The sequence below is a fragment of the Flavobacterium aquidurense genome, from assembly GCF_002217195.1.
In the GTDB taxonomy this organism is placed as follows: domain Bacteria; phylum Bacteroidota; class Bacteroidia; order Flavobacteriales; family Flavobacteriaceae; genus Flavobacterium; species Flavobacterium frigidimaris.
Genome location: NZ_MUGR01000004.1, coordinates 55,253 through 79,433 on the forward strand (window position 1 = coordinate 55,253; position 24,181 = coordinate 79,433).

Below are 24,181 nucleotides of genomic sequence, written 5' to 3' on the forward strand. Positions count from 1 at the left end.
ACTTATTTCACTTTCAATCGCTGTCCAATTGAAATGGCATTGTCTGAAAGATTATTTTTACGCTTTAAATCATCAACAAGCAAGTTGAATTTTTTTGAAATCGAATATAAGGTATCCCCTTTTTGAACTTCGTATGAATTGGGATCGTTTGAATTTGCACTCGAATTTGAGGAACTTCTTACTGGCGTTGAAGAACTTTTAGCCACGGCTGATTTCTCAAAAGGTTTGTAATTTCTTCCTGTAACCAGACAATCGTATTGATGCAGATTGTATCTTTCGATATAACTTATTAATTTGTCCGGGTAATTAGGATCTGTTGCATAACCTGCGGCTCTCAACCCTTTTGCCCAAGATTTATAATCGTCTTTTTCGTAAGTAAATAACGTCGCATATCTGTTTTTTCCAACCAGAAACAAAGCATGATCTCTGTAAGATTCTGCAGCTTCGGGATATTTCCTGAAACATTCCTGAGCTGAATCATCGTCATGACGAACACTTTCCCCTAACCAGTCTTTATGACATTTTATTCCGAAATGATTATTTGCTTCAATAGCTAAATCACCTCTTCCTGCACCGGATTCCAGAATTCCCTGAGCCAGAATAATACTGGCAGGAATGCCGTATTTTTGCATATTACCCATTGCAATGTCTTTATATTGCAATACATAATTTGTGATTAAATCATTGGTTACGACTGTTTTCGAAGTAGATTGTATAACTTCTGTAGTATTGTTTGTAGTGGGATAATTTTTACCAATTGGTTTAGCATAAGCGGGCTTTCGGGTCGTTGCCACTCTGGTTTTCTGCATTGCTGCTTTTTTAGTGGTTGCAATAGCAGGTTTACTAGAGGAACAACTCACTAAAGTTGCCAGAATCAAAAATGTTATTATTTTTTTAACCATTGTTTTTAAGTATTGGTAATTTTTTCTGTTTCAGTTTTATATTCATCCCTTCAATTCCCTGCAATCCGCCGGTATGAATGAGTACTATTTTTGAATGTTCAGGAAAATAGTTCTTATGAATTAAATCTATAACGCCAAAAACCATTTTTCCTGTATAAATTGGATCAAGGGGCACTTTAGTATCTTCTAAAAAAGTATTGATAAATTCAATTAATTCTAAATTCACTTTCCCGTAACCTCCAAAATGATAGTCAGAAATCAAATTCCAGTTATCTTGTTTTGCAAAAATACGAATTTCATCGGTTAAAAAGTCACCTTTTAACGCCGGAAACCCTAAAATTTTCTGATGTGGCAAGGCACTATTGATTAATCCGGAGATTGTTCCGCCTGTTCCAACCGCACAGCAAACATAATCGAAAACGGCATCTTCATCAGTCAAAATCTCTTCACAGCCTTTTACTGCCAATTCATTTGTACCGCCTTCTGGCACTAAATAGAAATCACCAAACTTCTCTTTTAATTTTTCTATAAAGAAAATTTCACTCTTATCCCTGTAATCTTCCCGCGTTACAAACTCAAATTGCATCCCGTTTTGCTGAGCAAATCTCAATGTCGGGTTTTCTTTAATTTTATCAAAAAGTTCATCACCACGAATAACGCCAATAGTTTTGAAACCCTGCTCTTTTCCGGCATGCGCCACAGCAGCAATATGATTAGAGAAAGCACCGCCAAAAGTCAATACTGTTTGCTGATTCTCTGCTTTTGCCTGAAGCAAATTATATTTTAGTTTTCGCAATTTATTCCCGGAAATAAAAGGATGATTAAGATCATCTCGTTTTATCGTAAGTGAAATATCATTGGGAAAAGCGATATGAATTCGTTGGTTCAAAATCTATTTTTGTTTTAAAGTTATGTAATTCAAAAAGCGAAAGAAAGACCGTTTTTTTAAATAATCCAAATCTGCTTCATTAGTATAAGCTTCTCTTTCAAAACTTATATTGCGGTACGCTAAATCCTTGTTTTTGTATTGTATTAATCTAATTGTATACTCTAAGAGATAAAAAATATAAAACGGAACAAACAGCAATTCTAATTGTTGTCTCAAATGAATTTTTTCATGATTGACAAAAACCGGATTGTCTTTATCAAAATCATATTTTAAAATTACAAACGGAAAGACCGCCATTCCGCGATATCCTTTTGGAATTAAATATTTAGCAACAATCAGAAACATTAGCTGTAAAATTTATAAATTTGTAGATAAAAATTGTTCAATTTCATTAAAATCACAATCTAAATAATAAATTTGATTTAGAGAAATGAGAACATGAACCCCAATGCAGATTTATGAAAGAGCAAAGTAATGAAAATAAATTAATCGAAGGTGAAGATTTTTACTATACGCCTGAAGGTTATAAATGCTTTACTGAGAAACACCATTTAAAAAGAGGTTATTGCTGTAAAAGCGGCTGCCGTCACTGTCCGTATGGTTTCGATAAAAAAACAGGCAGAATTAAGAAATAATTTAATTAGAAAATGTGCCAGTTTGATCATTAGATAATTATTGAAAGAGAATTTTAAATTAAACTAACCTCATTAAGGATAGATATGTTTTTCAACTTCAAAAAATCTAACAATCTAACATCTAAAAATCTAAACAAAAATGAACGTTTTTATAAATAAAGATATACCAGAAGCAGGCATTTCATTACTTCGAAAAAAAGGAATCAATCTTACCATAAACCCTACAGAGAATGTATTATCAAGAAATGAGTTCATCAAAATCTGTCAGGAAAACGATGTTCTCCTTAATGTTGGAGCCAATAATTTAGATGAAGACTTTTTTCAGCAATGCCCCAATTTAAAAGGTATCGCTTTATTTTCTGTAGGATTTGATGCTGTCAAGATTACATCTGCTAATAGCCGCAAAATCCCTGTTGGTAATACGCCTGACGTTTTAAACAGAGCAACCTCAGATATTGCTTTTTTGCTGATGCAAAATGTGGCGAGAAAGGCATTTTTTAATCACAAAAAAATTATCAACGGAGACTGGAATACCTTTAATGCATTAGAAAATTTAGGACAAGAACTGTATGGTAAAACATTAGGAATATTCGGCTTGGGAAGAATTGGCTTTGAAATGGCCAGAAAATGTAAAGTGGCATTTGAAATGAATATAATTTACCACAATCGTTCTCATAATGAAAATGCCGAAAAAGAACTGAACGCTCAATATGTAGATTTTGAAACTCTGCTTTCAGAAAGTGATGTTTTGAGTATTCATTCTAATTACACCACAGAAAATAACGAACTTTTCAATAAAGATACTTTTGCGAAAATGAAACGAAATGCTATTTTCATTAATACAGCAAGAGGAAAATTCCATAACGAAAATGATTTATTTCAGGCCTTAACGAATGACATTATCTGGGGCGCCGGACTTGACGTTACCAATCCGGAACCCATGAAACAAGACAACCCGTTACTGTCCTTGCCAAATTGTTGTGTTTTGCCACATATTGGCTCAGCAACATTTGAAGCCAGAAATGCAATGGCAGTTTGTGCCGCACAAAATGTAATAGCGCTTTTTGAAGATAAAAAAATGCCGTTTTGTGTAAATGAAGAAGTTTACTTTTAAAATAAATTCCAATCTAAAATCTGAACTCTAAAATCTAAAATTATATATGGATATCCGCTCAAGAAAATTTAAGATTACGATCCACAAATCGTATCACAGGTCGGATATTCGTTATCCTTAGTTTAATTAGAAAATGTGGCAATATTGGGAAGTAGATAATTTAAATAAATTCCAAATTTTAAATTCCAAATTCCAATTGCATCAATTAATATTTCGCTCCTCTGGAGCTTTTATGAAATGACGCATATTGTTTTCTATAAATATTACGCCTTTCCAAGGCTAAGAAAACTCGGTTTGGAGTGGCATATTTATAGAATAAAACATTCTCACGACTTTGAGCTCCAGCGGAGCGATATAATTTAAACATAATAATTTCAGATGTTGAATTTTACGTTTACAAAAATCTAAAATCAACAATCTAAAATCTAAAATTTGAACTCCAGCGGAGCGAAACATAATAATTTCAGATGTTGAATTTTACGTTTTTACAAAATCTAAAATCAACAATCTAAAATCTAAAATTTGAACTCCAGCGGAGCGATATAGTAAAAAAAACAAAAAATTAATCTGTTGTTAATCTAACTAAAATACCTTAGCGTCTTAGAATCTTAGCAACTTAGTATCTCTAAAAAAAATGACTTTTCAAGAACAAATACAACAGGGAATTCCATCCATACTTCCTCCAAAAAAAGATTACGATTTAGCGATTAACCACGCGCCAAAACGAAAAGATATTCTTTCTACAGAAGAAAAAAAACTGGCTTTAAAAAATGCATTACGTTATTTTGAAGCCAAACATCACGCCGAATTAATTAAAGAATTCTCAGAAGAATTAGAAAAATACGGCCGTATCTATATGTATCGCCTGCGTCCTGATTACAGAATGTATGCACGACCAATTGACGAATATCCCGGAAAATCATTGCAGGCAAAAGCGATTATGCACATGATTCAGAACAATCTGGATTATGCTGTAGCGCAGCATCCTCATGAATTGATTACGTATGGCGGAAATGGTGCTGTTTTTCAGAATTGGGCACAATATTTACTGACGATGCAATATTTGTCTGAAATGACAGATGAGCAGACTTTAACGATGTATTCAGGACATCCAATGGGATTATTTCCATCGCATTCAGAAGCGCCAAGAGTTGTGGTTACAAACGGAATGGTGATTCCGAATTACTCCAAACCGGATGATTGGGAAAAAATGAATGCTTTGGGCGTTTCACAATACGGACAAATGACCGCTGGAAGTTATATGTATATTGGCCCGCAAGGAATCGTACACGGGACTACAATCACGGTTTTGAATGGTTTCAGAAAAATAAAACTCAATCCTGAAGGCAATTTATTTGTAACTTCAGGTCTTGGCGGAATGTCCGGTGCACAGCCAAAAGCAGGAAATATTGCGGGTTGTATCACGGTTTGTGCCGAAGTAAATCCTAAAATCACTAAAATCCGTCACGAACAAGGCTGGATTAACGAAATCGTAACTTCGACTGAGGAATTGGTAAAAAGAGTCACTTTGGCGAAAGCCAATAAAGAAGTGGTTTCGATTGCTTATTTAGGAAATGTAGTGGATGTTTGGGAATGTTTCTACAAAGAAAACATCAAAATTGACTTGGGTTCAGACCAAACTTCACTTCATAATCCCTGGGCAGGTGGTTATTATCCGGTTGGTATTTCGTTTGAAGAAGCCAACGATATGATGGCCAATAATCCGGACTTATTCAAAGAAAAAGTACAGGAATCTTTACGCCGTCAGGCCAGGGCTATTAACAAACACACTGAAAAAGGAACTTACTTTTTTGATTACGGAAATGCCTTTTTATTAGAAGCTTCCCGCGCTGGTGCTGATGTAATGGCGGAGAATAATATCGATTTCAGATATCCTAGTTACGTTCAGGACATTATGGGACCTATGTGTTTTGATTATGGGTTTGGCCCGTTTAGATGGGTTTGTACGTCCGGGAAACCAGAAGATTTACAAAAAACAGATAATATCGCCAGTCAGGTTTTAGAAGAATTGGCAAAGACTTCTCCAGATGAAATTCAGCAGCAAATGCAGGATAACATTAAATGGATCAAAGGTGCACAGGAAAATAAGCTGGTGGTAGGTTCTCAGGCGCGTATTTTATACGCGGATGCTGAAGGCCGAATTAAAATTGCCGAAGCTTTTAATCAGGCAATTGCCAAAGGCGAAATTGGAACGGTTGTTTTAGGCCGCGATCACCATGACGTTTCCGGAACGGATTCTCCCTATCGAGAGACATCTAATATCTATGACGGATCTCGTTTTACAGCCGATATGGCCATTCAGAACGTGATTGGAGACAGCTTCAGAGGTGCAACCTGGGTTTCGATTCATAATGGTGGCGGAGTTGGCTGGGGAGAGGTCATAAATGGTGGTTTTGGTATGGTTCTTGATGGTTCTCAAGAGGCTTCAAAACGTTTAGCATCAATGCTTTTTTGGGATGTTAACAACGGAATTTCAAGACGAAGCTGGGCTCGAAATGACGAAGCTATTTTTGCTATAAAAAGAGCGATGGAAGTTCAGCCTTTATTAAAAGTAACTTTACCTAATATTGTAGATGAAAATCTATTTTAGACAAAGAGGGCTTCGACTCCGCTCAGCCTGACAAAATGAACAAGAACATTAAAATTTTTAAACATATGAAAACATTCAAATTAGTACCCGTTTTTTTGCTTTTGATACTAGCCTCATGCAGCACGGTAAGTGTATATTCTGATTATGATAAAAACGTAGATTTTGCGCCTTATAAGACTTATGCCTTTTTTAAGCCCGGAATTGATAAGGTCGAAATTTCTGATTTGGATAAAAGACGTATCCTACACGCCATAGACGAAGAAATGCAAGCCAAAGGTTTTACAAAAAGCGACAACCCTGATTTATTAGTAAACATTTTTACAAAATCAAGAGAGCAGGTTAATGTAAACCAATTTAGCGCCGGCTGGGGTTACGGTTGGGGCTGGGGATGGAATCCTTATATGATGTACGGAGGAAACCAAACTACTGTATCAACTTCTACAGAAGGAACTTTGTTCATTGATTTAATCGATGCTAAAAAGAAAGAAATGATCTGGCAAGGTGAAGGTGTTGGAACTTTAACCAAAAACGTGGATAAAAAAGACGCAAAAGTAAAAGAAATTGTATCAAAAGTTTTGGCACAATATCCTCCGGTTAAAAAATAATTAATACATTTGCCATTCAATTATCTGAAATGAAAAACTTAAATATCATTATTATCTCTATCAACATTATTGCAATTCAGCAATAATGGCGAGGTATTATATAAATAAGTAAACAAAATACAATTTATTAAACCTCCCAAACCGGGAGGTTTTTTTATTTTATCAATTAAAAAATAACCACAAATTACACATATTTTCAAAAATTATTTTCCTGTGTTTGAGTAAATAAATTAGCGGAAATTTGTTCAATTTGTGGTAAAAACAAAAACTATATTTTTCTAGCCCCAGATTAAAAGTATTTTTAAATCATTTAATCTGTGGCAAAAATAAAAAAACAAACAAAATGAATTTATTCAACGAAGTACTTGCTGCAAAAAAGCAACTCGAAAATGTAGTTGCTGCTACTCCAATCACACAAAATTTAAATCTTTCGGACGAGTTTAAATCTACTATTTTATTAAAACGGGAAGATTTACAAATTGTACGGTCATACAAAATCAGAGGAGCTTATAACAAGATTTCTTCGTTGAACGATAGCGAAAAAGCAACCGGAATTGTTTGTGCAAGTGCCGGTAATCATGCACAGGGCGTAGCTTATTCCTGTCATCTTTTGCAAATACAAGGCAAAATTTACATGCCTAAAACAACTCCGAAACAAAAAGTAAAACAAGTTCAATTGTTCGGAAAGTCGTTCGTAGAAATTGTGCTGACCGGAGATACTTTTGATGATGCTTATGCCTCGGCAACTGCAGATGCAATTCAGAATCATAAAATTTTCATTCATCCTTTTGATGATGAAAAAGTAATTGCGGGTCAGGGAACTGTTGGACTTGAAATTCTGGAAAACTACAAAGAACCTATAGATTATGTTTTTGTACCCATTGGCGGCGGCGGATTAGCCTCCGGTTTATCTGAAGTTTTCAGACATCTGAGTCCACATACCAAAATTATTGGGGTTGAACCCAAAGGTGCCCCTTCGATGAAAACCTCGATTGAAGAGAATAAAAATACCGCCTTAACCACTATCGATAAATTTGTGGATGGTGCAGCTGTAAAACAAGTTGGCGACAAAACTTTTGAAATCTGCCGATACAATCTCGAAGATATTATTCTCGTTCCTGAAGGTAAAGTTTGCACCACAATTTTGCGTTTGTACAATGAAGAAGCTATGGTTGTCGAACCTGCAGGAGCATTGACCATTGCGGCACTGGATTTTTATAAGGATAAAATAAAAGGAAAAACGGTTGTTTGTGTAGTAAGCGGCAGCAACAATGATATCGAAAGAACCGCCGAGATAAAAGAACGTTCTTTGCTTTACGAGGGTTTGATGCATTATTTTATGATTCAGTTCCCACAGCGTCCCGGAGCCCTAAAAGAATTTGTAAATAATATTTTAGGTCCGGATGATGACATTACTTATTTTCAATTTGCCAAAAAAAATAGTCGCGAAGTTGGCTCGGTAGTGGTTGGATTAGAATTGAAAAACAAAAAAGATATTCTGGCAATCAAATTGAACATGACCAAAAATGGTTTTGAATTTCAATATTTGAATGATAATCAGGATTTGTTTACACAGCTAATAGGATAACCAAACTTTAACTCGCTTTTTGTTTTTCTTTGAGTTTGGCTGCGTGATCTTTGTGTAACTTTGTGCAATCGCTTTTCGCAGGGATCATCAAAGATTTTATCAAACTTGCGAAAAGAGAACACTTATTTTATTCTAAAAAAATGGCAACTCAGGATATATCAAATATAGAAGACATTAAACTATTAGTAAATACCTTTTACGATAAAGTTCAGAAAGACGATTTAATTGGACCAATTTTCAATGAGAAAATGTTGGGCAGATGGCCTGAACATTTAGAGAAAATGTATCGCTTTTGGCAAACTATTCTTTTAGAAGAACATACGTATTCTGGAAGCCCTTTTCCACCGCACAAACAATTACCTGTAAACCAATCTCATTTTGACCGCTGGATGGAAATTTTCACAGCAACTGTTGATGGTTTATTTGTTGGAAAATTAGCCGAAGAAGCTAAAGTTCGCGCGGCAAATATGGCGTATATGTTCAATTACAAAATTGAATATTTTAGAAATCCGGAGAATCATTAATTTTTTTGCCACAAATTTGCTTCGCTTATTCGCTGTCGCCTGAGTCGTGGCACAAAAGTTCTTTTGAAATGGGAGTCCTAGCCCTGATGGAAGCGGCATCCTTTTTGTTTTTTCTTTAAAAACAAAAAGATACAGCGGACAGCAGGAAATAGCTCCTAAAACTTACACCAGCTCTTAAGATAAACTTCACGAAAAACGCAATAATAAATCATTTCGAACAAAAAAATTGTAACAAATAGCAAAAAATAGCGGTCTTAATTCGTAATTTTACATTCTAATCTACAACGTTTTCGAAATGAATGCAAGTATTGAAACAAATCCATTATTAGAGCGATTGCCTAAACATTTAAAGCAATTTATCAAACCTCAGGATTATAGCGATTACACTCCTATAAATCAAGCGGTCTGGCGTTATGTAATGCGTAAAAATGTAGATTATTTATCGAAAGTTGCCCATAATTCATATCTAGACGGTTTACGCAAAACAGGAATCGAAATTGATTCGATCCCAAGTATGTACGGGATGAACAGAATTCTGACCGAAATTGGCTGGGCTGCTGTTGCCGTTGATGGGTTTATTCCGCCCAATGCATTTATGGAATTTCAGGCGTATAACGTTTTGGTTATTGCTTCAGATATTCGTCAGCTTGAACATATTGAATATACGCCTGCGCCGGATATTATTCACGAAGGTGCCGGCCATGCTCCTATTATAGCCAATCCTGAATATGCTGAATATTTAAGACGCTTTGGCGAAATTGGCTGTAAAGCGATTTCATCACACAAAGATTATCAAATGTATGAAGCAATTCGATTGCTTTCGATTTTGAAAGAAGCCGAAGATACGCCTCAAGAAAAAATAGATGAAGCCGAAAAAGCGGTTGCTGATTTGCAGAATAATATGGGTGAATTGTCTGAAATGGCACAAATTAGAAACCTGCATTGGTGGACGGTTGAATATGGCTTGATTGGAACTGTTGAAAACCCAAAAATATATGGAGCCGGATTACTTTCGTCTATTGGTGAAAGTGCCTGGTGTATGACAGATAACGTAAAGAAAATACCTTATGATATCTCGGCTGCGAATCAAAATTTTGATATTACGCAGTTACAACCTCAACTATATGTAACTCCAAATTTTTCTTATTTAAGTTTGATTTTGGAAGAGTTTGCTAATAAAATGGCTTTACGCACGGGAGGTCTTTCGGGGATTCAGAAACTGATTCATTCGAATGCTTTAGGGACAATTGAGTTGAGCACAGGCCTGCAAATTTCCGGTGTTTTTACCAATGTTCTGGAAGAGGAAGGAAAACCGGTTTACATTCAGACTACCGGAAAAACTGCTTTATCGTACCGTGAAAAAGAATTAGTGGGCCACGGAACATTGACACATCCTGAAGGATTTGGAAGTCCGATTGGGAAACTGAAAGGTTTTAATCTGGCAATTGAAGATATGAGTCCGAAGGATTTACAGGCTTATTCTATTGTTGAAAATGAAACCGTAAAACTGGAATTTGAAGGCAATATTATTGTTGAAGGCGAAATCATTACAGGATCAAGAAACTTACATGGAGAAATTATCCTGATTAGTTTTAGAAATTGTACGGTAACGCATGGCGAAACAATTTTGTTTCAGCCTGAGTGGGGAAATTATGATATGGCAATTGGTAAAAAAGTGGTTTCCGCTTTTTCCGGTCCAGCCGATGTAAATAGTTTTGATCTGATTAATTCTGTTCCAAAAACAACTACTATTAAAGCCAAACATACGGACGAACGCGATGATTTAGAGATTTTGTATCAAACGGTTCGCATGATAAGAGAAAACAAAGATTCTAAATCTGAATTGAAAGCTGTGTTTGAAAAACTTCAAAAAAACCATTCTAGTGATTGGTTATTGTCTATTGAAATTGCTGAGCTTTTGAAAGATGCAAACGAAGAACAACTTCTACAGGAAGTCTTGGTTTATTTGGATCAATTGAAAGTAAAACGTCCTGAAGTCGCGCACTTGATTGGCGGTGGTTTGGATTTGATTTTTAATAGCTCTTTGCCTAATTTGCCACAAAGACACTAAGACGCAAAGTTTTTATAGTATCGTAATTTCAAGCAGATTTTCATAAATTTAAATAGATTTCGCAGATTTTTAATCTCGCAAAGTCGCAAAGTTTTTAACTTTAAGTTTTTTTCTTTGCGACTTTGCGTCTTTGCGAGATTATTTATTTAGCCGCTTTAATTCTTATAGTCTATAAAAGAACTTTGTGTCTTAGCACCTTCGTGGCAAATCACAACTTCAAATCTTCATTAAAATCTTTATCAGATTCGATTGTTTTTCCTTCGTATTGCAATTTCCAGCCCATTGAATTCGTCAGAATCAAAATCTTAGACAATTCGCTAATTAAACGGTTTTGAGCATTGGTTTTTAAAGTAGATTTTTCGATTTTCTTGGCCAGATTAGCTTTTACGGACTTGTTGATTTTATTGTAATCGTCTCCCGTAAACGGATTCAGTTTGCTTTGCTCGACGTCATAAAACTGAATATCGGGATTGATGGTAATTTCTTCTTTTGGAATATTAAGAATCGTAATCGTTTTATTTTTTTCGTCGATATCGTACTTCATTTTATGCAAATCATACGCCACGGTAACGTTTGCATTTACGACAACAAGTGCTTTTTTCTCAAAAGAAACCATGTCCATCAAATACTTTTGCTGGTTTTTATAAGTAATAACTTCAGAGAAATGTCCTTCGGTTACTACCAATTTCCCAACATTCAAAATCTGTTGCTGAATGAGATTGGTGTTATAATCGATTGTCGAATCGTCGTCTTTCTTGAACTCACAATATCTGAAAGCAAGAACAATGATTAAAACAATGACACCAACTCCAATAATTCTTTTGACTAAATTTTGCATTCTATTATTTTATTAGACCAATTTACTTCTTTTTCTAAGAGGATAAAAGTTTTTGGCTATGAAGTTTCTTTGTCGTAAAGTTTTTTTTCGCCACAAATTTCACAAATTTTCACAAATTCATAGTTTGCGCATAATAATCAATTTCACAAATTTTAAATTCACGTCATTAATAAATTATACACAAAGTATTAGTGTAAATTCGTCGCAAAAAATCATTGTAAATCACTAGAACGGATATCCAATCGCGATATTTAAAATCAGGTTGTCTTTTCTCCACGGTCCGCTTCCAAAATTAATATCGTCGATTACCCAACGCTTCCCATCCGGAAGTGATGGATTTCTAAGAGGAAAAGCCAAATCTGTTCTTAAAACCAGGAACGATAAATCGAAACGTAAACCTGCTCCTGCACCAACGGCAATCTCTTTCATAAAGTCTTTTGAGATTTCGGCTCCGGGCTTATCAGGATCGGCGTGTAAAAGCCAAATATTTCCGGCATCTATAAACACCGCTCCCCTTACGATACTAAACAGCTTTGCTCTGTATTCGGTATTAAATTCCAGTTTCAAATCTGCCGATTGGTCTGGTGTATAATTGTTGTTTATTGTTGGCGGAATCACATAACTTCCCGGCCCTAAAGTTCTCGCTCTAAAAGCCCTGATACTATTGGTTCCTCCTACTACGAATTGTTTTGAGGTTGGCAGCGTTTTTGAATTTCCGTAAGCCAATCCTGCTCCTATAATTAATCTGCTGGCCAATTCGCTTTCTTTCCCCAATTTTAAATAATGCCTGAAATCGGATCTGATTTTTACATATTGGCTAAACGGAACGTCGAATATGGTCTTTACGTCGTCTTTTTTATAATTTGCACCTGAAACCAGTCCCGTAATATTTCCGGCCAAATCTAATTCGCCATTAAAATAGAACGTATTTTTTCGGCGCTTCTGCATGGTATTCGTAAAAGTGTAATTATAAGTCGGACCAAAAATAAGCTGCTTTTCAATTACTTTTCCTAACGCAGGATCTTGCTCAATATCTTCTAAATATTCCGGCGTAACATGATTGGGACTTACATAGGTAACATCTATAACATTTAATTGATGTTCTTTCCTGATGTTTTCTTTCCACAAATATCCAAAAGAGGTATTAAAGGAATTAAGCGCATACAATTGTGTTCTTTTTTGATACTCATATCGCAAAGCTACTTTGGTTCTTGGCACATACTCGCTGTTTCCTTCGATATTAAACGGCGTTACAAATCTAGGCCACGTCAAACTTGTTTCTGCTCCCAGTTTATAGATGTTCTTTCCTTTGTTAACTCCTCCAAGCTGGAAATCGGCACCGCCAAAAACAGATACGGTAAATAATTCTGCGCCCTTTAGTAAATTTCGATTATTCCAGTTCAAATTAAGTTCTGTTCCGGTATAACTGGCTGAATTTGTTTTTCCCAGAACCTCAACCCGAATAAACTTTTTGGGCAAAAGGGTTAGATAATAATATGAATCTAAAGTCTTCGGAATACTATCCGACGGTTTAAATTCATTTTTCACAAAACTAAAAGTACCCAGATTTACGAAACGATTTAAGGTTAAATTATGATCTTTTCTGTTGTACAAATCTCCTCTTTTAAAATATATTGTTCGATCGTAAACTCTTGGTTTAAAAGTCTCCGTTGTATCTATAATAGTAAAATCTTTGTATTGCGTTACATTTTTCAGCCTGTAAACGGTAGTATCATTCGAAAGAGAATAATTGGGATAAACAAAAATTTTATTGATTTTATAAGCTGTAAGTGCTTTTGGCGGTGTATCTGGTTTTATCACCAGCCTGATTTTTACTTCATGATCGCCTTTACTGCTGTCTACCTGAGCCAAAAGATAATCCGGATTAAAGTAAAAATATCCTTTTTCTTTAAGCCTTGCATCGATTCTTTCTCTTTCAGCTTTTATAACATCCAAATCATATGGTTTTCCTACTTTCAATAAACTTCTTCGGCTTGATCTTCCAATGATTCTGGACATTGCCAGAGAATCATCAGGAAAAATCACGCTTTTAATAATATATTGCTTTTTGGGTATAACGGTATATTCTGCCGTAACCCGTTTATTTCGAACGGTAGAATCAGCGCTGACACGGGTTTTAAAATACCCTCGGTTTTCGGTAAAATTTCGCAGTACCGAAGCATTATAATCTAAATCGACTTTGCTGAAAAGCACAGGCGCCTCTCCTACTTTATTACGAAGCCAATATCTGGTTCCTTTTTGTTTTTTAGGTTCACCGGCCAGATTGTAAATCCATAATTTCGGACGTAATCCCAAAATTTGTTTGTTGGGCTTCGGACGTAATAAACCTTTTAATTCTGTTTCAAGTGCTTTTTTTTCTTTTTTCTTTATTAAAGAATCTTTTACTGTCACAGAAGCTCCTGTATAAAGCAGATCGCCTTCCGGCAGGTATTTAGTATTACTGCAGCCTAAAACAAAAAACAGGCAAAACAGTACAAAATAGTTTATATACCAATTTTCTATATGTTTATGTTTTTTGTTCATTGCCTTCAATTTGATTTTCTTCCTGATTCTCTTTTAATTCTTTTTCTTCTTTCTCTTTTTGCTTTCTTTTTTCTTTGCGGATTTTTTCTTCTTTTATCATTTCCTTTTCTTGTTCTGAACGATGAAAAAGCTCTCTGAATTTATTGTAACTCATGGTAATAATAAAAGCAACACCCGTTTCTACAACCTGGCCTTCAACCGCTACCTGATATTGATTTTTTCTGTAGGCACGAACCATGTAACGGCCGTCTTTTGTAAGCTGATAATCTAATGCTACGTCTCCGGCAATATTGGTGCTTTCTTCATTGGCACGCTCCGCTCCTTCAACACCAAAACTGCTTCCTACGGTTACCTTCAATCTGTCATCGAGCAATTTTTTAGAAACAGCAACATTCAAATCAGTTCTGTTTTGCATCGTTCCAGAAGTGTAATCTTCTGTAGATTCTAAATCAAAATTGACTTCAAATCCGGTAATTAATTCTCCGGCAAGATTGTTTAATTGCTGCGAAAGAATTTTACTCACACTCTGTCTGGCCAAAGATTCTGCATTTGTACCGCCGCTTTCACTCGCAAACGGATTTTCGCCTACAAATCGGTTTAATAATAAAAGGGCAAAAACCTGCTTATTTAATTCTGCAGGATCCTGTTCTAATTGTTTTAGTTTAGTCTGCGTCAAGGTCACAACATCCGAAGAAACATCATAATTACCATCCGGAAGCACAATCCCAAACGAGATATCCGGTTTCATTAACTCTCCGTTCATTTTCAATAAAGTCTGAAACGGAAGCTTTTGTTTGTATGTATTTCTTATCGCCGAATTATCACTTGGAAGTTGATTTCCAAGCAAATCAATTGGCGCAGCGTTTACTTTATAAATTGCCGTAATATTCAAATTTGCCATTGTAGGCTCACCATTCCAGGTAATAAAACTTCCTTTCTGAATATCAAATTTCCTTTTGATTCCGTTAAAATTCATTTCATAAGCACCATCCGAGAACTCATATTTACCCGTTAGAGTCGTTTTTCCTGATTTATCGATTCCTCCAACTAACTCTGCTTCCCCTTTTAGTTTTAAATAATCCCCGTTGCCTTTGTCAATAATCAAAGTCAATTCAGCTTCTTTATCAATCGAAATGGCCACATTTACATCCATTCCTTTTACCTCAGACTGATCGAGTTTATTTTGCAAATCAACGGTCTGTTTCAAATACATATTATCTTCATTGACAAACTCTACAATACCTTCACGATCTACAATTGAAGGATCTGACTGCGGCATTACAACCGTAAATTTGGTTTCTTTATTTATTTTTATCGTTCCGTCGACAACAGGACTGTCCAAATTTCCTTTGATATTTAGTTTTGTATCCAGGAACATATCGCCATAAAACAAATCATTATCTACTTCTTTAGAATGTATGGCTCTAAAATCGTCCGCCGTAATCACTAAACCAAAATTATAAACTTTAAAATCCGGAGACTGAATGGTTCCGTCTACAGATAATTCGTTATCATTTTCATCGTGAAGCGCAAATTTATCAAAAGTGATTACATCATTATTAAAGGTGATTTTTTCCTGATCTGTTTTAAAAAATGAATTTAACTGTGTAATTCTAAAACCTGTATCATTAAAATTTAATTCGCCCGCAACTTTTGGACTTGATGCATTTCCGATAATTTTAAAATTTCCGGATAAATATCCCGTTCCGTCCGTAACGTTGCCCATTGTAAAGCCCTGAATACTTTTGATATTCAGCTTATTCAAATCTAAATTGAAATCAAGATTGCCATCATCAATTTTATAATTTCCGGTAAGGCTTACATCATTATCCTGACCCGTAAGTGTAACATTTGCAGCCAATAAATTGTCCGTTTTATTATCTACTTTTATTCCAATATCACCAACAGGCTCGCCTTTAAAAGCAAACTGATCTATTTTTAAATCAGATGTAAAAGTGGGTTTTGTCATTATATTTTCAGCCAATGCATTACCATTGATTAAACCCTGCATCAAAATTTCATCTTTTTTGACCATGTTCATAATGGTCTCAATTTTGAAATTCACAAAATCAACTTTCAGTGGCGCATTATCCTGTTCGCCCTGCGATTGTATTTTCAACTCATTTCCGGAATTCGTTAAATAAAACTTATTGATATAAAGTCTTTTTCCACCAAATTCGATTACATTTTCAGGATCAATATCCCATTTATCATAATTCAGGATGAAGTTTTCGGCATCGATTTTGAAGATATTTTTAGAATCTTCTGTTTTGAATTCTCCGGCAATAAAATACTGTTGTTTGTCTTTTACATCTTTCACTTCAAGTGCATAAGTCAAAAGATTATTCTCGACTTTCCCTGATAAACTTGTAAATGGGATTTTTAAAGAACCGCTTTCGATTGTTGCTACAGAAACTGAGTATTCTAAAGCATTTTCTTGGGCTTCGATATTTATTTTTCCATCAGAAATGGTATTATCCGCATACACAATTCTTGGAATAGTTCCTTTTATTTCTAATGAATCTGTTACATTATTGTATTTCCCTGTAATGTTGATAGGCTCTAAACCGGTTAATTTCGGAACCAGTTTAAAAAGTATCGGATCATTATCAATCTTTAGCTTAAATGCCAATCGTTGTTCATCTGATTCTCCGTTTACTTTTGGATTTTTTAAATCAATATATTTCGACAATGATTTTTTTATTGCGGCTGTTAATGTTGTCAATTTGTATTTTCCATCCACTTCAGCTTTCAAAAACTGAGAGGCAATTTTGATATTGTTACGGTTATTATCTGCAAAAGCAATTATGCGTACTGAATCCAGAACAATTGGCTCTGCATCCTGTACAACCTGAATGTTCGACAGAAACACTTTTCCGTTCAACAAATCAGGATTACTATTGGCAATATCCGCATCAACATTTCCGCGCAATTTCATTGGACCTGCATGTAGATTCAATTTTTCAAGATCTGCAATATCCAGGTTTAATTTTAATTGTATCGACGGATATTTATCTTTGGTATCTCCATTGGCAACCAGATCAAAATGCAGATTAGGATCTTTCATTCCGGATTTAACCGCAAATGATCCGTTTTCGATATTTCCTTTTAAAGCTAAATCTTTATAGGTATATTTATTAAAAACGGCTTTCTGAACCAATCCGTCAAATTGCGCCTGAGCCGTTTTAGGATCAAGACCTTTTCCATCCACTTTTGCTTTGAGCGTAATTTTTCCGATGGAATCATTTTTAATTAATTTTCCTAAATCAAAATCCAGCAAATAAACGGTCGCGTTGTACTTTTCTTTTTTCTTAATACGCTGATCAAATAAAGCATCTACTTTCGCATTTCCGAAACTACTGTTTAAAGCCAGATTTGTTTTGAAATTCTGAACTGAACCCTTAAATTTCCCCTGCAGGTTTAATTGAGAAGGCAACTGAACATTTTTTGGAATTGTTCCCGCCGGCACAAACGAATATATGTCTTTAGAAGTACTTGAAATTTTCTTTATATCGAGATCATAATACGCTTTTTGAGCATCCGGCAATCCTTTTATTTTCCCGGAAAGAGAAACTTTTGTAGTTCCTATTCCGCTCATTTCGAATTGCGGAATATCCAGGTCTTTTATTTTTCCGCTTAAACGCGTATTCAGGTATAAAATCGCATTTGGGTTACTTTTAAACGGATTTGTTTTTTGTAAATCCGGAACAAACAACAAGATATCTTTAAAACCTATTTTCGACTGACTTAGATTGCCGTCTATAGAAAGGTTTCCTAAATCTTTAGAAATCGATGCAATTGAAAGATACACTACATTTATTTTATTTTGCAAAAGAGTCTGTGGCGTTTTTAAATACAAATCATTCAGATATGCATTTTTAGGTCCGTAAAAGAAATTGGTTTTTAAAGACTGAATTTGTAATCCGCTTTTATCATTTGCCGTTAAGGTTTTAATATTCCCGGAAATCGTGTCGTTTCCGTAATATAGTTTCTCTGCCTTAAAATTCACTTTATCCAAATCAAGGTGACTGTAATCAATACCTTTTAAAACCGGTTTCGATTGCATATCATCAAATTTGAATGCGACATCCTGTATATCGATGTCATTCAGTTTTACTTTCCATCCTGCCTGTTTAATGGCAGTCGAATCTAAATCGGGAGTTTTTATTTGTTTGTCTTTTGTACCTAATCGTAAGTTTCCTTTTAGATTTTTTAGTTCGAAAGTATCAAAATCTAAAAGCTGATTGTTCAGATCGATTTTATTGACAGACAAATCAAGATTACCCAATTTTATTCCTGAGTCTAATTTGGAATCTTTATTATCGTATGCGATATCAATTTTCGACAAACTGATTTTACCTAAACTCAAATTAAAATCTTGTCTTTTCGAAATAGTATCAACAGTTTCTACCGATACTTCTGCAATTTTTTCGACTGCATCCTGGTCTAAAACCAATTTTAATCCGTCTAATTTAATGTTCGGAATATCGAAAGTCATTTTATCTAAATCGAATTCCTTAAATTTTGTATCGAAATGGGTTAGATTGACTTTGACATCATTCTTAGAAAAATCATCTTTAAAGTTGAATTTCACATTATCAAGATTAACTTTTACAACCGAAATTTTAAAAGGTTTACTATCCGGATCTTCTACTTTTGGTTCTTTTGATTCAAAAGCTTTTATGATATAATCGAAATTAAAAACGCCATTTTTATTTCTGGAAATATTGGCATTGACATTTTCAAGTGAAACCGAATTGATCTCCAGTTGGCTGCTTATTAGTTTAAACAAATCAACATCAAGCTCTAAACGTTTACCTGCCAGTAAAGTATCTTTCTTTTGATCTTCAAAATAGAAACCTTCCAAAACTATATCTTTCGGGAATTTGATCGAAATATGATCTAAGGCAACTTTGGTTTTAATCTTATTATGAAGATAGGTAATGGCCTTATCCTTTGCATAATTTTGAACGGACGGAACCTGAATTAAAACAATTAGAAGTAACAAAAGTGCAATGATAGCAACCACGCACCAAAGAAGTATACGTAGTGTTTTTTTAAGAAAATGAATGGGTTTCTTATTCATACGTCAATAAAACACGATTAGATTAAAGTTGCGTTATTATAAAACTGTATTGCTACAGTTTACAAAATTGTGGATTTTAAATTTTAACAATTTACATAATTACACGCAATTATTCTAAAATTTTATGAACAAATAATTATTTTCTTACTTTAAAATATGTTACGAAGGTGCTAAGACACAAAGAAAATTGATATTAGAACTTAATATGAGTCCAATTTGCCTCAACAAGTTTTATTTTCTCCTGAAGTTTTGCTAAGAATTTCTGATGTTGTTCTGATTCCGGATTAAAACTTCGATGGCGCAAACTTTTTTGTATCTCTGCGATTTCCTGCATCGTAGCAATACTGCTTTCAGCCATATAATTTTCGCTGAACTTTTGCCAGATATAATCGATTGCTACCTGATTAGGATGCAGCATATCTTCGGCATAAAAACGATAATCACGAAGTTCATCCATCATGATTTCATAAGAAGGAAAATAATTATGGGTTGTGAGTTGTGAGTTATGAGTTTTTAAAACCTCATGAACTGCAGCAAATAAATGTGATTTACTTAATTGATTTTCTACAAAACCATCTTTTATATGTCGTACAGGCGAAACAGTAAAAATAAAGTTTATATCAGGGTTTAAAACCTGAACTAAATCAATAGTATTTTGAACACTTTTCTCAATCACATCTACCGATAGCAATTCTTTTAGAAATTGTTTTTGAGGTACTTTATGACAATTGGCAACAATTGCATCGTTTTCTGTATTTCTGTAAATCCAGGAAGTTCCGTAAGTAATGATAATGTGTGTGGCTTCTTTTAAATATTTGTAGGTTTCTGAAATCGCTTTATTGAGCGTTTCCAGCAATTCCTGTCGGTCTGAATTGCTTAAATCAGAATGTACTTCGTAACTATGCCAGCGCTCGTTATAAAAGAAAACGTCTTTCTCTGTATAAAATTCTTCTTTAACTATCCTACTAATAATTTTCTCGATCGAAACCGGATTAAAAATTATCCCAAACGGATTTGCCGCATTCTGAAATTTAAAATAATCAAATTTTTCTGCCATGTTTTCTGCAAAACAGGAACCAATAGAAATGATCTTTGCATTATAATCGATTGGATTATTGGTTTTAGAAATCGGTATTTGGGTTCTGAATTGCATGAGTTTTTTTATTCAAAAATACAGTTTAAAACTCATTTAAAGATCAAAAAAAATCCCCAACATCAATTATTGATGATTGGGGATTTATTATTGCATTATAAGCTAATTAATAAGTAATCTCCAATTTAAAAGAATCTTTAGCATCGCCAGAAAACACTTCTGTTATAAAACTATTGGCATTGTATTTATTAGTATTCGTTACTGTTACTGTTTCAATCACTTTTCCTGAACCATCAGTTTCTACAGTAACATTTTTAACTGCATTATTTGCTGAATAAAAATCAAAATTATCATCTAAATCCAATAAAAGTTTAACTCCCGTTATATTAGTAAAAGGGCTTTTCTTGTCATCAAATGTATTTGTGCTTTTCTCTCTTACAGCATCGATATACTCAGTAGAAAGTATGTTTCCATTTGCAAAAGTATAAAGTCTAGTTGCATCATATTTAATTTCCTGTTTGTTAATTATCTCAGAATAATTTGCGTTAACAGTACCGTTTGCATTGTAAACAAAAGTTAGTTTTTGTGGAGGAGTAGAACCGAAAGCTCTGGTAGTAAGCTTAGAAACTAATTTTCCAGCTTCGTACGTATACACATCTGTAGACTGCAATTCACTTGATTTAAACTCCTCAACTTTAGTGATTACTTCTCCTGTATAGGTATAAACAAATTTAGAAGCGTCTGAAAGAGAAATTTGTTTTAATTTATTTCCGTCGTAAGTGAACGTAAAATCAAGACTTCCTGATTTTCCATTTTCAACAGTTGTTTCAACCATTTTTTAAGGTAATAATGTTTCAGATGCAACGTCTGTTGAATCATCACTAGAACAAGAAGAAATTAGCACCATAGATAAAGCACTAAAAAGGCATAAAATTTTTTTCATTTTGATTTGTTAGATTTATTATTGGCGCAAACTTAGTGCAACCCAAAACCAAAACCTTACGGCATCCCACATTGAAAGTAAAAAAATACATCATGCAACTCCATTACTTAGTAAAACACTAATAAAGAACAACATAAAAAAAATAATTACATTAGTAATAAAATTGAGCCAAAAGCAATATTGTCTAAATACTTGGTTATTTTCTTCGTTTTTTTTATTGCGACAGTGTTAAAAAATATATTTTATAAAAAATTAAAATACTCAATACTAAAAAAACACACTGCTAACTTCAGCTGCAAAAAAATTAGTTTTTTAATAACTAAAAGCAACTTTACAAAGCCAAACTATTCACTACTTTTGCATCTTCAATAAATTTAAACTCACACATGAAATTATTATATTCTTATATAATCAAGCACAAAATGCTTTTGCTTTTTGCTTTGATTATGGCCTCTATAAACATTTGCTTCAGCTTATCTGACTCTATTATTACCGGTAAATTAATGCAGGATTGCGGTGTTGGTCTGCATAAATATGAAGGAAATGAAATCGGTTTTTTAAAATCTTTATCCTTCTGGCTGGGACTTTCGCTTGGTGCCGCAATGATTTCCAGAATTACCAAAAACTTTCAGGATTATTTCACCAATGTTGTGATCCAACGAACCGGAGCACAAATGTATACGGATGGTATTAAAAAATCGCTTGATTTGCCTTACGCTGAATTCGAAGATCAGCGAAGTGGTGAAACATTAAGCAAATTGACAAAAGTACGCTCCGATTCTGAAAAATTAATTACGCTTTCGATCTCTTTGATCTTTCAGACCATTATCGGTTTTATATTCGTAATTGTATATGTTGCCAGAATCGATTACCGTATTTCGCTTATCTTTTTAGTAACAGCTCCAATTATTGCTTTAATCAGTTCGTATTTGGGTAAAAAAATTAAGATCGTTTCCCGAAAAATTGTCAATCAAACCAATGCTCTGGCCGGTTCTACAACCGAGAGTTTAAGAAACATCGAATTGGTAAAAAGTCTTGGATTAACGTACCAGGAAGAAAAACGTCTGAATTTAAACACTTTTAAAATTCTGCAATTAGAATTAGAAAAAATCCGTTTTATCAGAAGTTTGAGTTTCATTCAGGGTACAACCGTACACTTTCTAAGAACTTGTGTTGTCTTTACTTTGTACTATTTCTTGTTTGGACATAAAATAATCGTGGGCGATTTATTGACTATGGTATTCTTTACCTTCTTTATTTTTGGACCATTACAGGAATTAGGAAATTTCATTATCGCCTTGAATGAGACTAAAGTTTCAATGGAAAATTTTAAAACTTTATTAAGCGCTCCAAAAGAATTTCGCCCAAAAAGCCCTAAACATGTGGGAGCAATCAGGTCTTTACTTTTTACCAATGTGAGTTTTCAGCATAAAACTGCCAAATTCAAGGCGGTAGAAAACATTAATTTTGAAATTAAACAAGGTGAAACCGTCGCTTTTGTTGGCCCATCAGGCTCGGGAAAAACGACTTTAGTAAAATTATTAGTCGGATTGTACACGCCTGCTGAAGGACAAGTGCTTTATAATGATATTGATTCTACCGAAATTGACTTGCTAGATTTAAGAAAACAATTAGGGTTTGTAACTCAGGATGCTCAGTTATTTTCCGGAACTATTCGTGAGAACTTATTGTTTGTAAGACCTAATGCAACCGATGAAGATTTATATGATGCCCTGAAAAAAGCCAGTTGCGAAAAATTACTGCAACGTGCCGAAGACGGCTTAAACACTACAATTGGTGAAGGCGGAATTAAAGTTTCCGGTGGAGAAAAACAACGTTTGTCTATCGCTCGTGCTATTTTAAGAAATCCAAATTTATTGATTTTTGACGAAGCTACTTCTGCTCTGGATTCGATCACCGAAGAGGAAATCAATGCTACCATTAGAAATATATCAGATCAAAACAGAATTACGGTTCTAATCGCACATCGACTATCTACGGTACTGCATGCTGACAAGATATTTGTATTAGAACAAGGTAAAATCATCGAATCCGGTAAACACGAGGATTTGATTGTTGATAGAGGATTGTATTACGCAATGTGGCGTCAGCAAATTGGGGAACGTAAGTAAGTTTTTAATCGCGCAAAGTCGCAAAGTTTTTCTATGCTTTGCGGCTTTGTTTTTTTTTAGCCTTGAAAGAGAAAAAATCTCGCAAAGTCGCGAAGTCGCAAAGTTTTTTTTTAAGCTTTGCGATTTTTTTTATAATAATTTTTTAAGTTTAAAAAGCTATAGATTACAAACTATTCTTTTGATGCCAAATTTAATTATTGGTACATTAAAGTTTATCAATAAGCCTAATTTCGTTTTTGTGATTTTAAGATAAGTCAATACCTGTTTGGCATGAACGTCTGTAATTTGCTCGATAGATTTTATCTCTAGAAGTACTTTATTTCCTACTATCAAATCAGTTCTAAAACCTATATCTAATTTAATTCCATCCCACATTACAGGAAGACTTTTTTGTCTTTCCACAAATAGTCCTCTTTTGTTAGTTCGTGAAACAAAATTGCTTCATATACTGATTCTAATAATCCTGGGCCAAGTTTAACGTATATTTTATAGCAAACATCAACTACAACAGCTGAAATTTCATTTTCAGTCATTTTAAAAAAAAAGTATAAACTTACAAATGCTTATTTAAAACAAAACCATAAAAAATAAAAAACTTTGCGACTT

General features: G+C 34.2%; 16 protein-coding genes and 1 pseudogene. 8 read left to right on the plus strand and 9 right to left on the minus strand.

Annotated elements, in window-relative coordinates; all coding sequences use genetic code 11:
* Positions 1-2: 2 nt before the first annotated feature.
* The 3 genes from B0A67_RS02795 to B0A67_RS02805 are packed head-to-tail and all read right to left on the minus strand — an operon-like array spanning position 3 to position 2,136.
* The gene (locus tag B0A67_RS02795) at positions 3-902 is read right to left on the minus strand and encodes a glucosaminidase domain-containing protein (protein ID WP_072959505.1); all 900 of its coding nucleotides are present in this window, start codon (positions 900-902) and stop codon (positions 3-5) included.
* Positions 895-1,791 (minus strand): 1-aminocyclopropane-1-carboxylate deaminase/D-cysteine desulfhydrase, encoded by an 897-nt coding sequence (locus B0A67_RS02800; RefSeq protein WP_089069505.1) that lies wholly within the window; start codon positions 1,789-1,791, stop codon positions 895-897. The genes B0A67_RS02795 and B0A67_RS02800 overlap by 8 nt, the downstream gene beginning before the upstream one ends.
* 3 nt (positions 1,792-1,794) lie before the next feature.
* A complete protein-coding gene (locus B0A67_RS02805) occupies positions 1,795-2,136 on the minus strand; it encodes a hypothetical protein (protein WP_072959511.1) in 342 nt (113 codons plus the stop codon).
* 113 nt (positions 2,137-2,249) lie between these two features.
* Here B0A67_RS02805 and B0A67_RS24895 point away from each other — a divergent pair, with 113 nt between their 5' ends.
* The 7 genes from B0A67_RS24895 to B0A67_RS02835 all read left to right on the plus strand — a co-directional run bounded on the left by B0A67_RS24895 (position 2,250) and on the right by B0A67_RS02835 (position 10,939).
* Entirely contained in the window at positions 2,250-2,426 is a 177-nt protein-coding gene (locus B0A67_RS24895; protein WP_207557304.1) for a DUF5522 domain-containing protein, read from the plus strand.
* 139 nt (positions 2,427-2,565) lie between these two features.
* Positions 2,566-3,540, plus strand: coding sequence for a 2-hydroxyacid dehydrogenase (locus tag B0A67_RS02810; RefSeq protein WP_072959514.1), 975 nt, complete (start codon positions 2,566-2,568; stop codon positions 3,538-3,540).
* A gap of 634 nt (positions 3,541-4,174) precedes the next feature.
* Positions 4,175-6,151, plus strand: coding sequence for a urocanate hydratase (locus B0A67_RS02815; protein ID WP_072959517.1), 1,977 nt, complete (start codon positions 4,175-4,177; stop codon positions 6,149-6,151).
* Positions 6,152-6,216: 65 nt separating this feature from the next.
* Positions 6,217-6,756 (plus strand): DUF4136 domain-containing protein, encoded by a 540-nt coding sequence (locus B0A67_RS02820; protein WP_072959914.1) that lies wholly within the window; start codon positions 6,217-6,219, stop codon positions 6,754-6,756.
* Positions 6,757-7,099: 343 nt separating this feature from the next.
* Entirely contained in the window at positions 7,100-8,344 is a 1,245-nt protein-coding gene (ilvA, locus tag B0A67_RS02825) for a threonine ammonia-lyase IlvA (protein WP_072959520.1), read from the plus strand.
* 140 nt (positions 8,345-8,484) lie between these two features.
* The gene (locus B0A67_RS02830; RefSeq protein ID WP_072959917.1) at positions 8,485-8,868 is read left to right on the plus strand and encodes a group III truncated hemoglobin; all 384 of its coding nucleotides are present in this window, start codon (positions 8,485-8,487) and stop codon (positions 8,866-8,868) included.
* 295 nt (positions 8,869-9,163) lie between these two features.
* Positions 9,164-10,939, plus strand: coding sequence for an aromatic amino acid hydroxylase (locus tag B0A67_RS02835; RefSeq protein ID WP_072959523.1), 1,776 nt, complete (start codon positions 9,164-9,166; stop codon positions 10,937-10,939).
* Between the two features lie 208 nt (positions 10,940-11,147).
* Here B0A67_RS02835 and B0A67_RS02840 read toward each other — a convergent pair whose 3' ends face one another.
* The 5 genes from B0A67_RS02840 to B0A67_RS02860 all read right to left on the minus strand — a co-directional run bounded on the left by B0A67_RS02840 (position 11,148) and on the right by B0A67_RS02860 (position 21,335).
* Positions 11,148-11,777, minus strand: a complete 630-nt coding sequence (locus tag B0A67_RS02840; RefSeq protein WP_072959526.1) for a DUF4230 domain-containing protein — start codon at positions 11,775-11,777, stop codon at positions 11,148-11,150.
* 225 nt (positions 11,778-12,002) lie between these two features.
* Positions 12,003-14,321, minus strand: a complete 2,319-nt coding sequence (gene tamL, locus B0A67_RS02845) for a translocation and assembly module lipoprotein TamL (protein WP_084074542.1) — start codon at positions 14,319-14,321, stop codon at positions 12,003-12,005.
* Positions 14,305-19,407 (minus strand): translocation/assembly module TamB domain-containing protein, encoded by a 5,103-nt coding sequence (locus B0A67_RS02850; RefSeq protein ID WP_072959529.1) that lies wholly within the window; start codon positions 19,405-19,407, stop codon positions 14,305-14,307. The genes tamL and B0A67_RS02850 overlap by 17 nt, the downstream gene beginning before the upstream one ends.
* A 193-nt stretch (positions 19,408-19,600) precedes the next feature.
* The gene (locus B0A67_RS02855) at positions 19,601-20,560 is read right to left on the minus strand and encodes a GSCFA domain-containing protein (RefSeq protein WP_072959533.1); all 960 of its coding nucleotides are present in this window, start codon (positions 20,558-20,560) and stop codon (positions 19,601-19,603) included.
* Between the two features lie 106 nt (positions 20,561-20,666).
* A complete protein-coding gene (locus B0A67_RS02860) occupies positions 20,667-21,335 on the minus strand; it encodes a hypothetical protein (protein WP_072959542.1) in 669 nt (222 codons plus the stop codon).
* 494 nt (positions 21,336-21,829) lie between these two features.
* Between B0A67_RS02860 and B0A67_RS02865 the strand changes: the two genes are divergently transcribed.
* Positions 21,830-23,575 carry an ABC transporter ATP-binding protein gene (locus B0A67_RS02865; protein WP_072959547.1) on the plus strand — a complete coding sequence of 582 codons (1,746 nt, stop codon included), beginning with the start codon at positions 21,830-21,832 and terminating at the stop codon, positions 23,573-23,575.
* Positions 23,576-23,731: 156 nt separating this feature from the next.
* On the opposite strand, the pseudogene B0A67_RS02870 reads toward B0A67_RS02865, so the two are convergent.
* A pseudogene (locus B0A67_RS02870) lies at positions 23,732-24,108 on the minus strand (GxxExxY protein).
* Between the last annotated feature and the right edge of the window lie 73 nt (positions 24,109-24,181).

What these genes read in the sequence shown, in the direction of transcription:
- B0A67_RS02850 (WP_072959529.1), bottom strand. Translation starts at nt 19,407, where the DNA reads ATGAATAAGAAACCCATTCATTTTCTTAAAAAAACACTACGTATACTT.
- B0A67_RS02835 (WP_072959523.1), top strand. Translation starts at nt 9,164, where the DNA reads ATGAATGCAAGTATTGAAACAAATCCATTATTAGAGCGATTGCCTAAA.
- B0A67_RS02830 (WP_072959917.1), top strand. Translation starts at nt 8,485, where the DNA reads ATGGCAACTCAGGATATATCAAATATAGAAGACATTAAACTATTAGTA.
- B0A67_RS02805 (WP_072959511.1), bottom strand. Translation starts at nt 2,136, where the DNA reads ATGTTTCTGATTGTTGCTAAATATTTAATTCCAAAAGGATATCGCGGA.
- B0A67_RS02815 (WP_072959517.1), top strand. Translation starts at nt 4,175, where the DNA reads ATGACTTTTCAAGAACAAATACAACAGGGAATTCCATCCATACTTCCT.
- B0A67_RS02795 (WP_072959505.1), bottom strand. Translation starts at nt 902, where the DNA reads ATGGTTAAAAAAATAATAACATTTTTGATTCTGGCAACTTTAGTGAGT.
- B0A67_RS02865 (WP_072959547.1), top strand. Translation starts at nt 21,830, where the DNA reads ATGAAATTATTATATTCTTATATAATCAAGCACAAAATGCTTTTGCTT.
- B0A67_RS02855 (WP_072959533.1), bottom strand. Translation starts at nt 20,560, where the DNA reads ATGCAATTCAGAACCCAAATACCGATTTCTAAAACCAATAATCCAATC.
- B0A67_RS02810 (WP_072959514.1), top strand. Translation starts at nt 2,566, where the DNA reads ATGAACGTTTTTATAAATAAAGATATACCAGAAGCAGGCATTTCATTA.
- tamL (WP_084074542.1), bottom strand. Translation starts at nt 14,321, where the DNA reads ATGAACAAAAAACATAAACATATAGAAAATTGGTATATAAACTATTTT.
- ilvA (WP_072959520.1), top strand. Translation starts at nt 7,100, where the DNA reads ATGAATTTATTCAACGAAGTACTTGCTGCAAAAAAGCAACTCGAAAAT.
- B0A67_RS02860 (WP_072959542.1), bottom strand. Translation starts at nt 21,335, where the DNA reads ATGGTTGAAACAACTGTTGAAAATGGAAAATCAGGAAGTCTTGATTTT.
- B0A67_RS02840 (WP_072959526.1), bottom strand. Translation starts at nt 11,777, where the DNA reads ATGCAAAATTTAGTCAAAAGAATTATTGGAGTTGGTGTCATTGTTTTA.
- B0A67_RS02820 (WP_072959914.1), top strand. Translation starts at nt 6,217, where the DNA reads ATGAAAACATTCAAATTAGTACCCGTTTTTTTGCTTTTGATACTAGCC.
- B0A67_RS24895 (WP_207557304.1), top strand. Translation starts at nt 2,250, where the DNA reads ATGAAAGAGCAAAGTAATGAAAATAAATTAATCGAAGGTGAAGATTTT.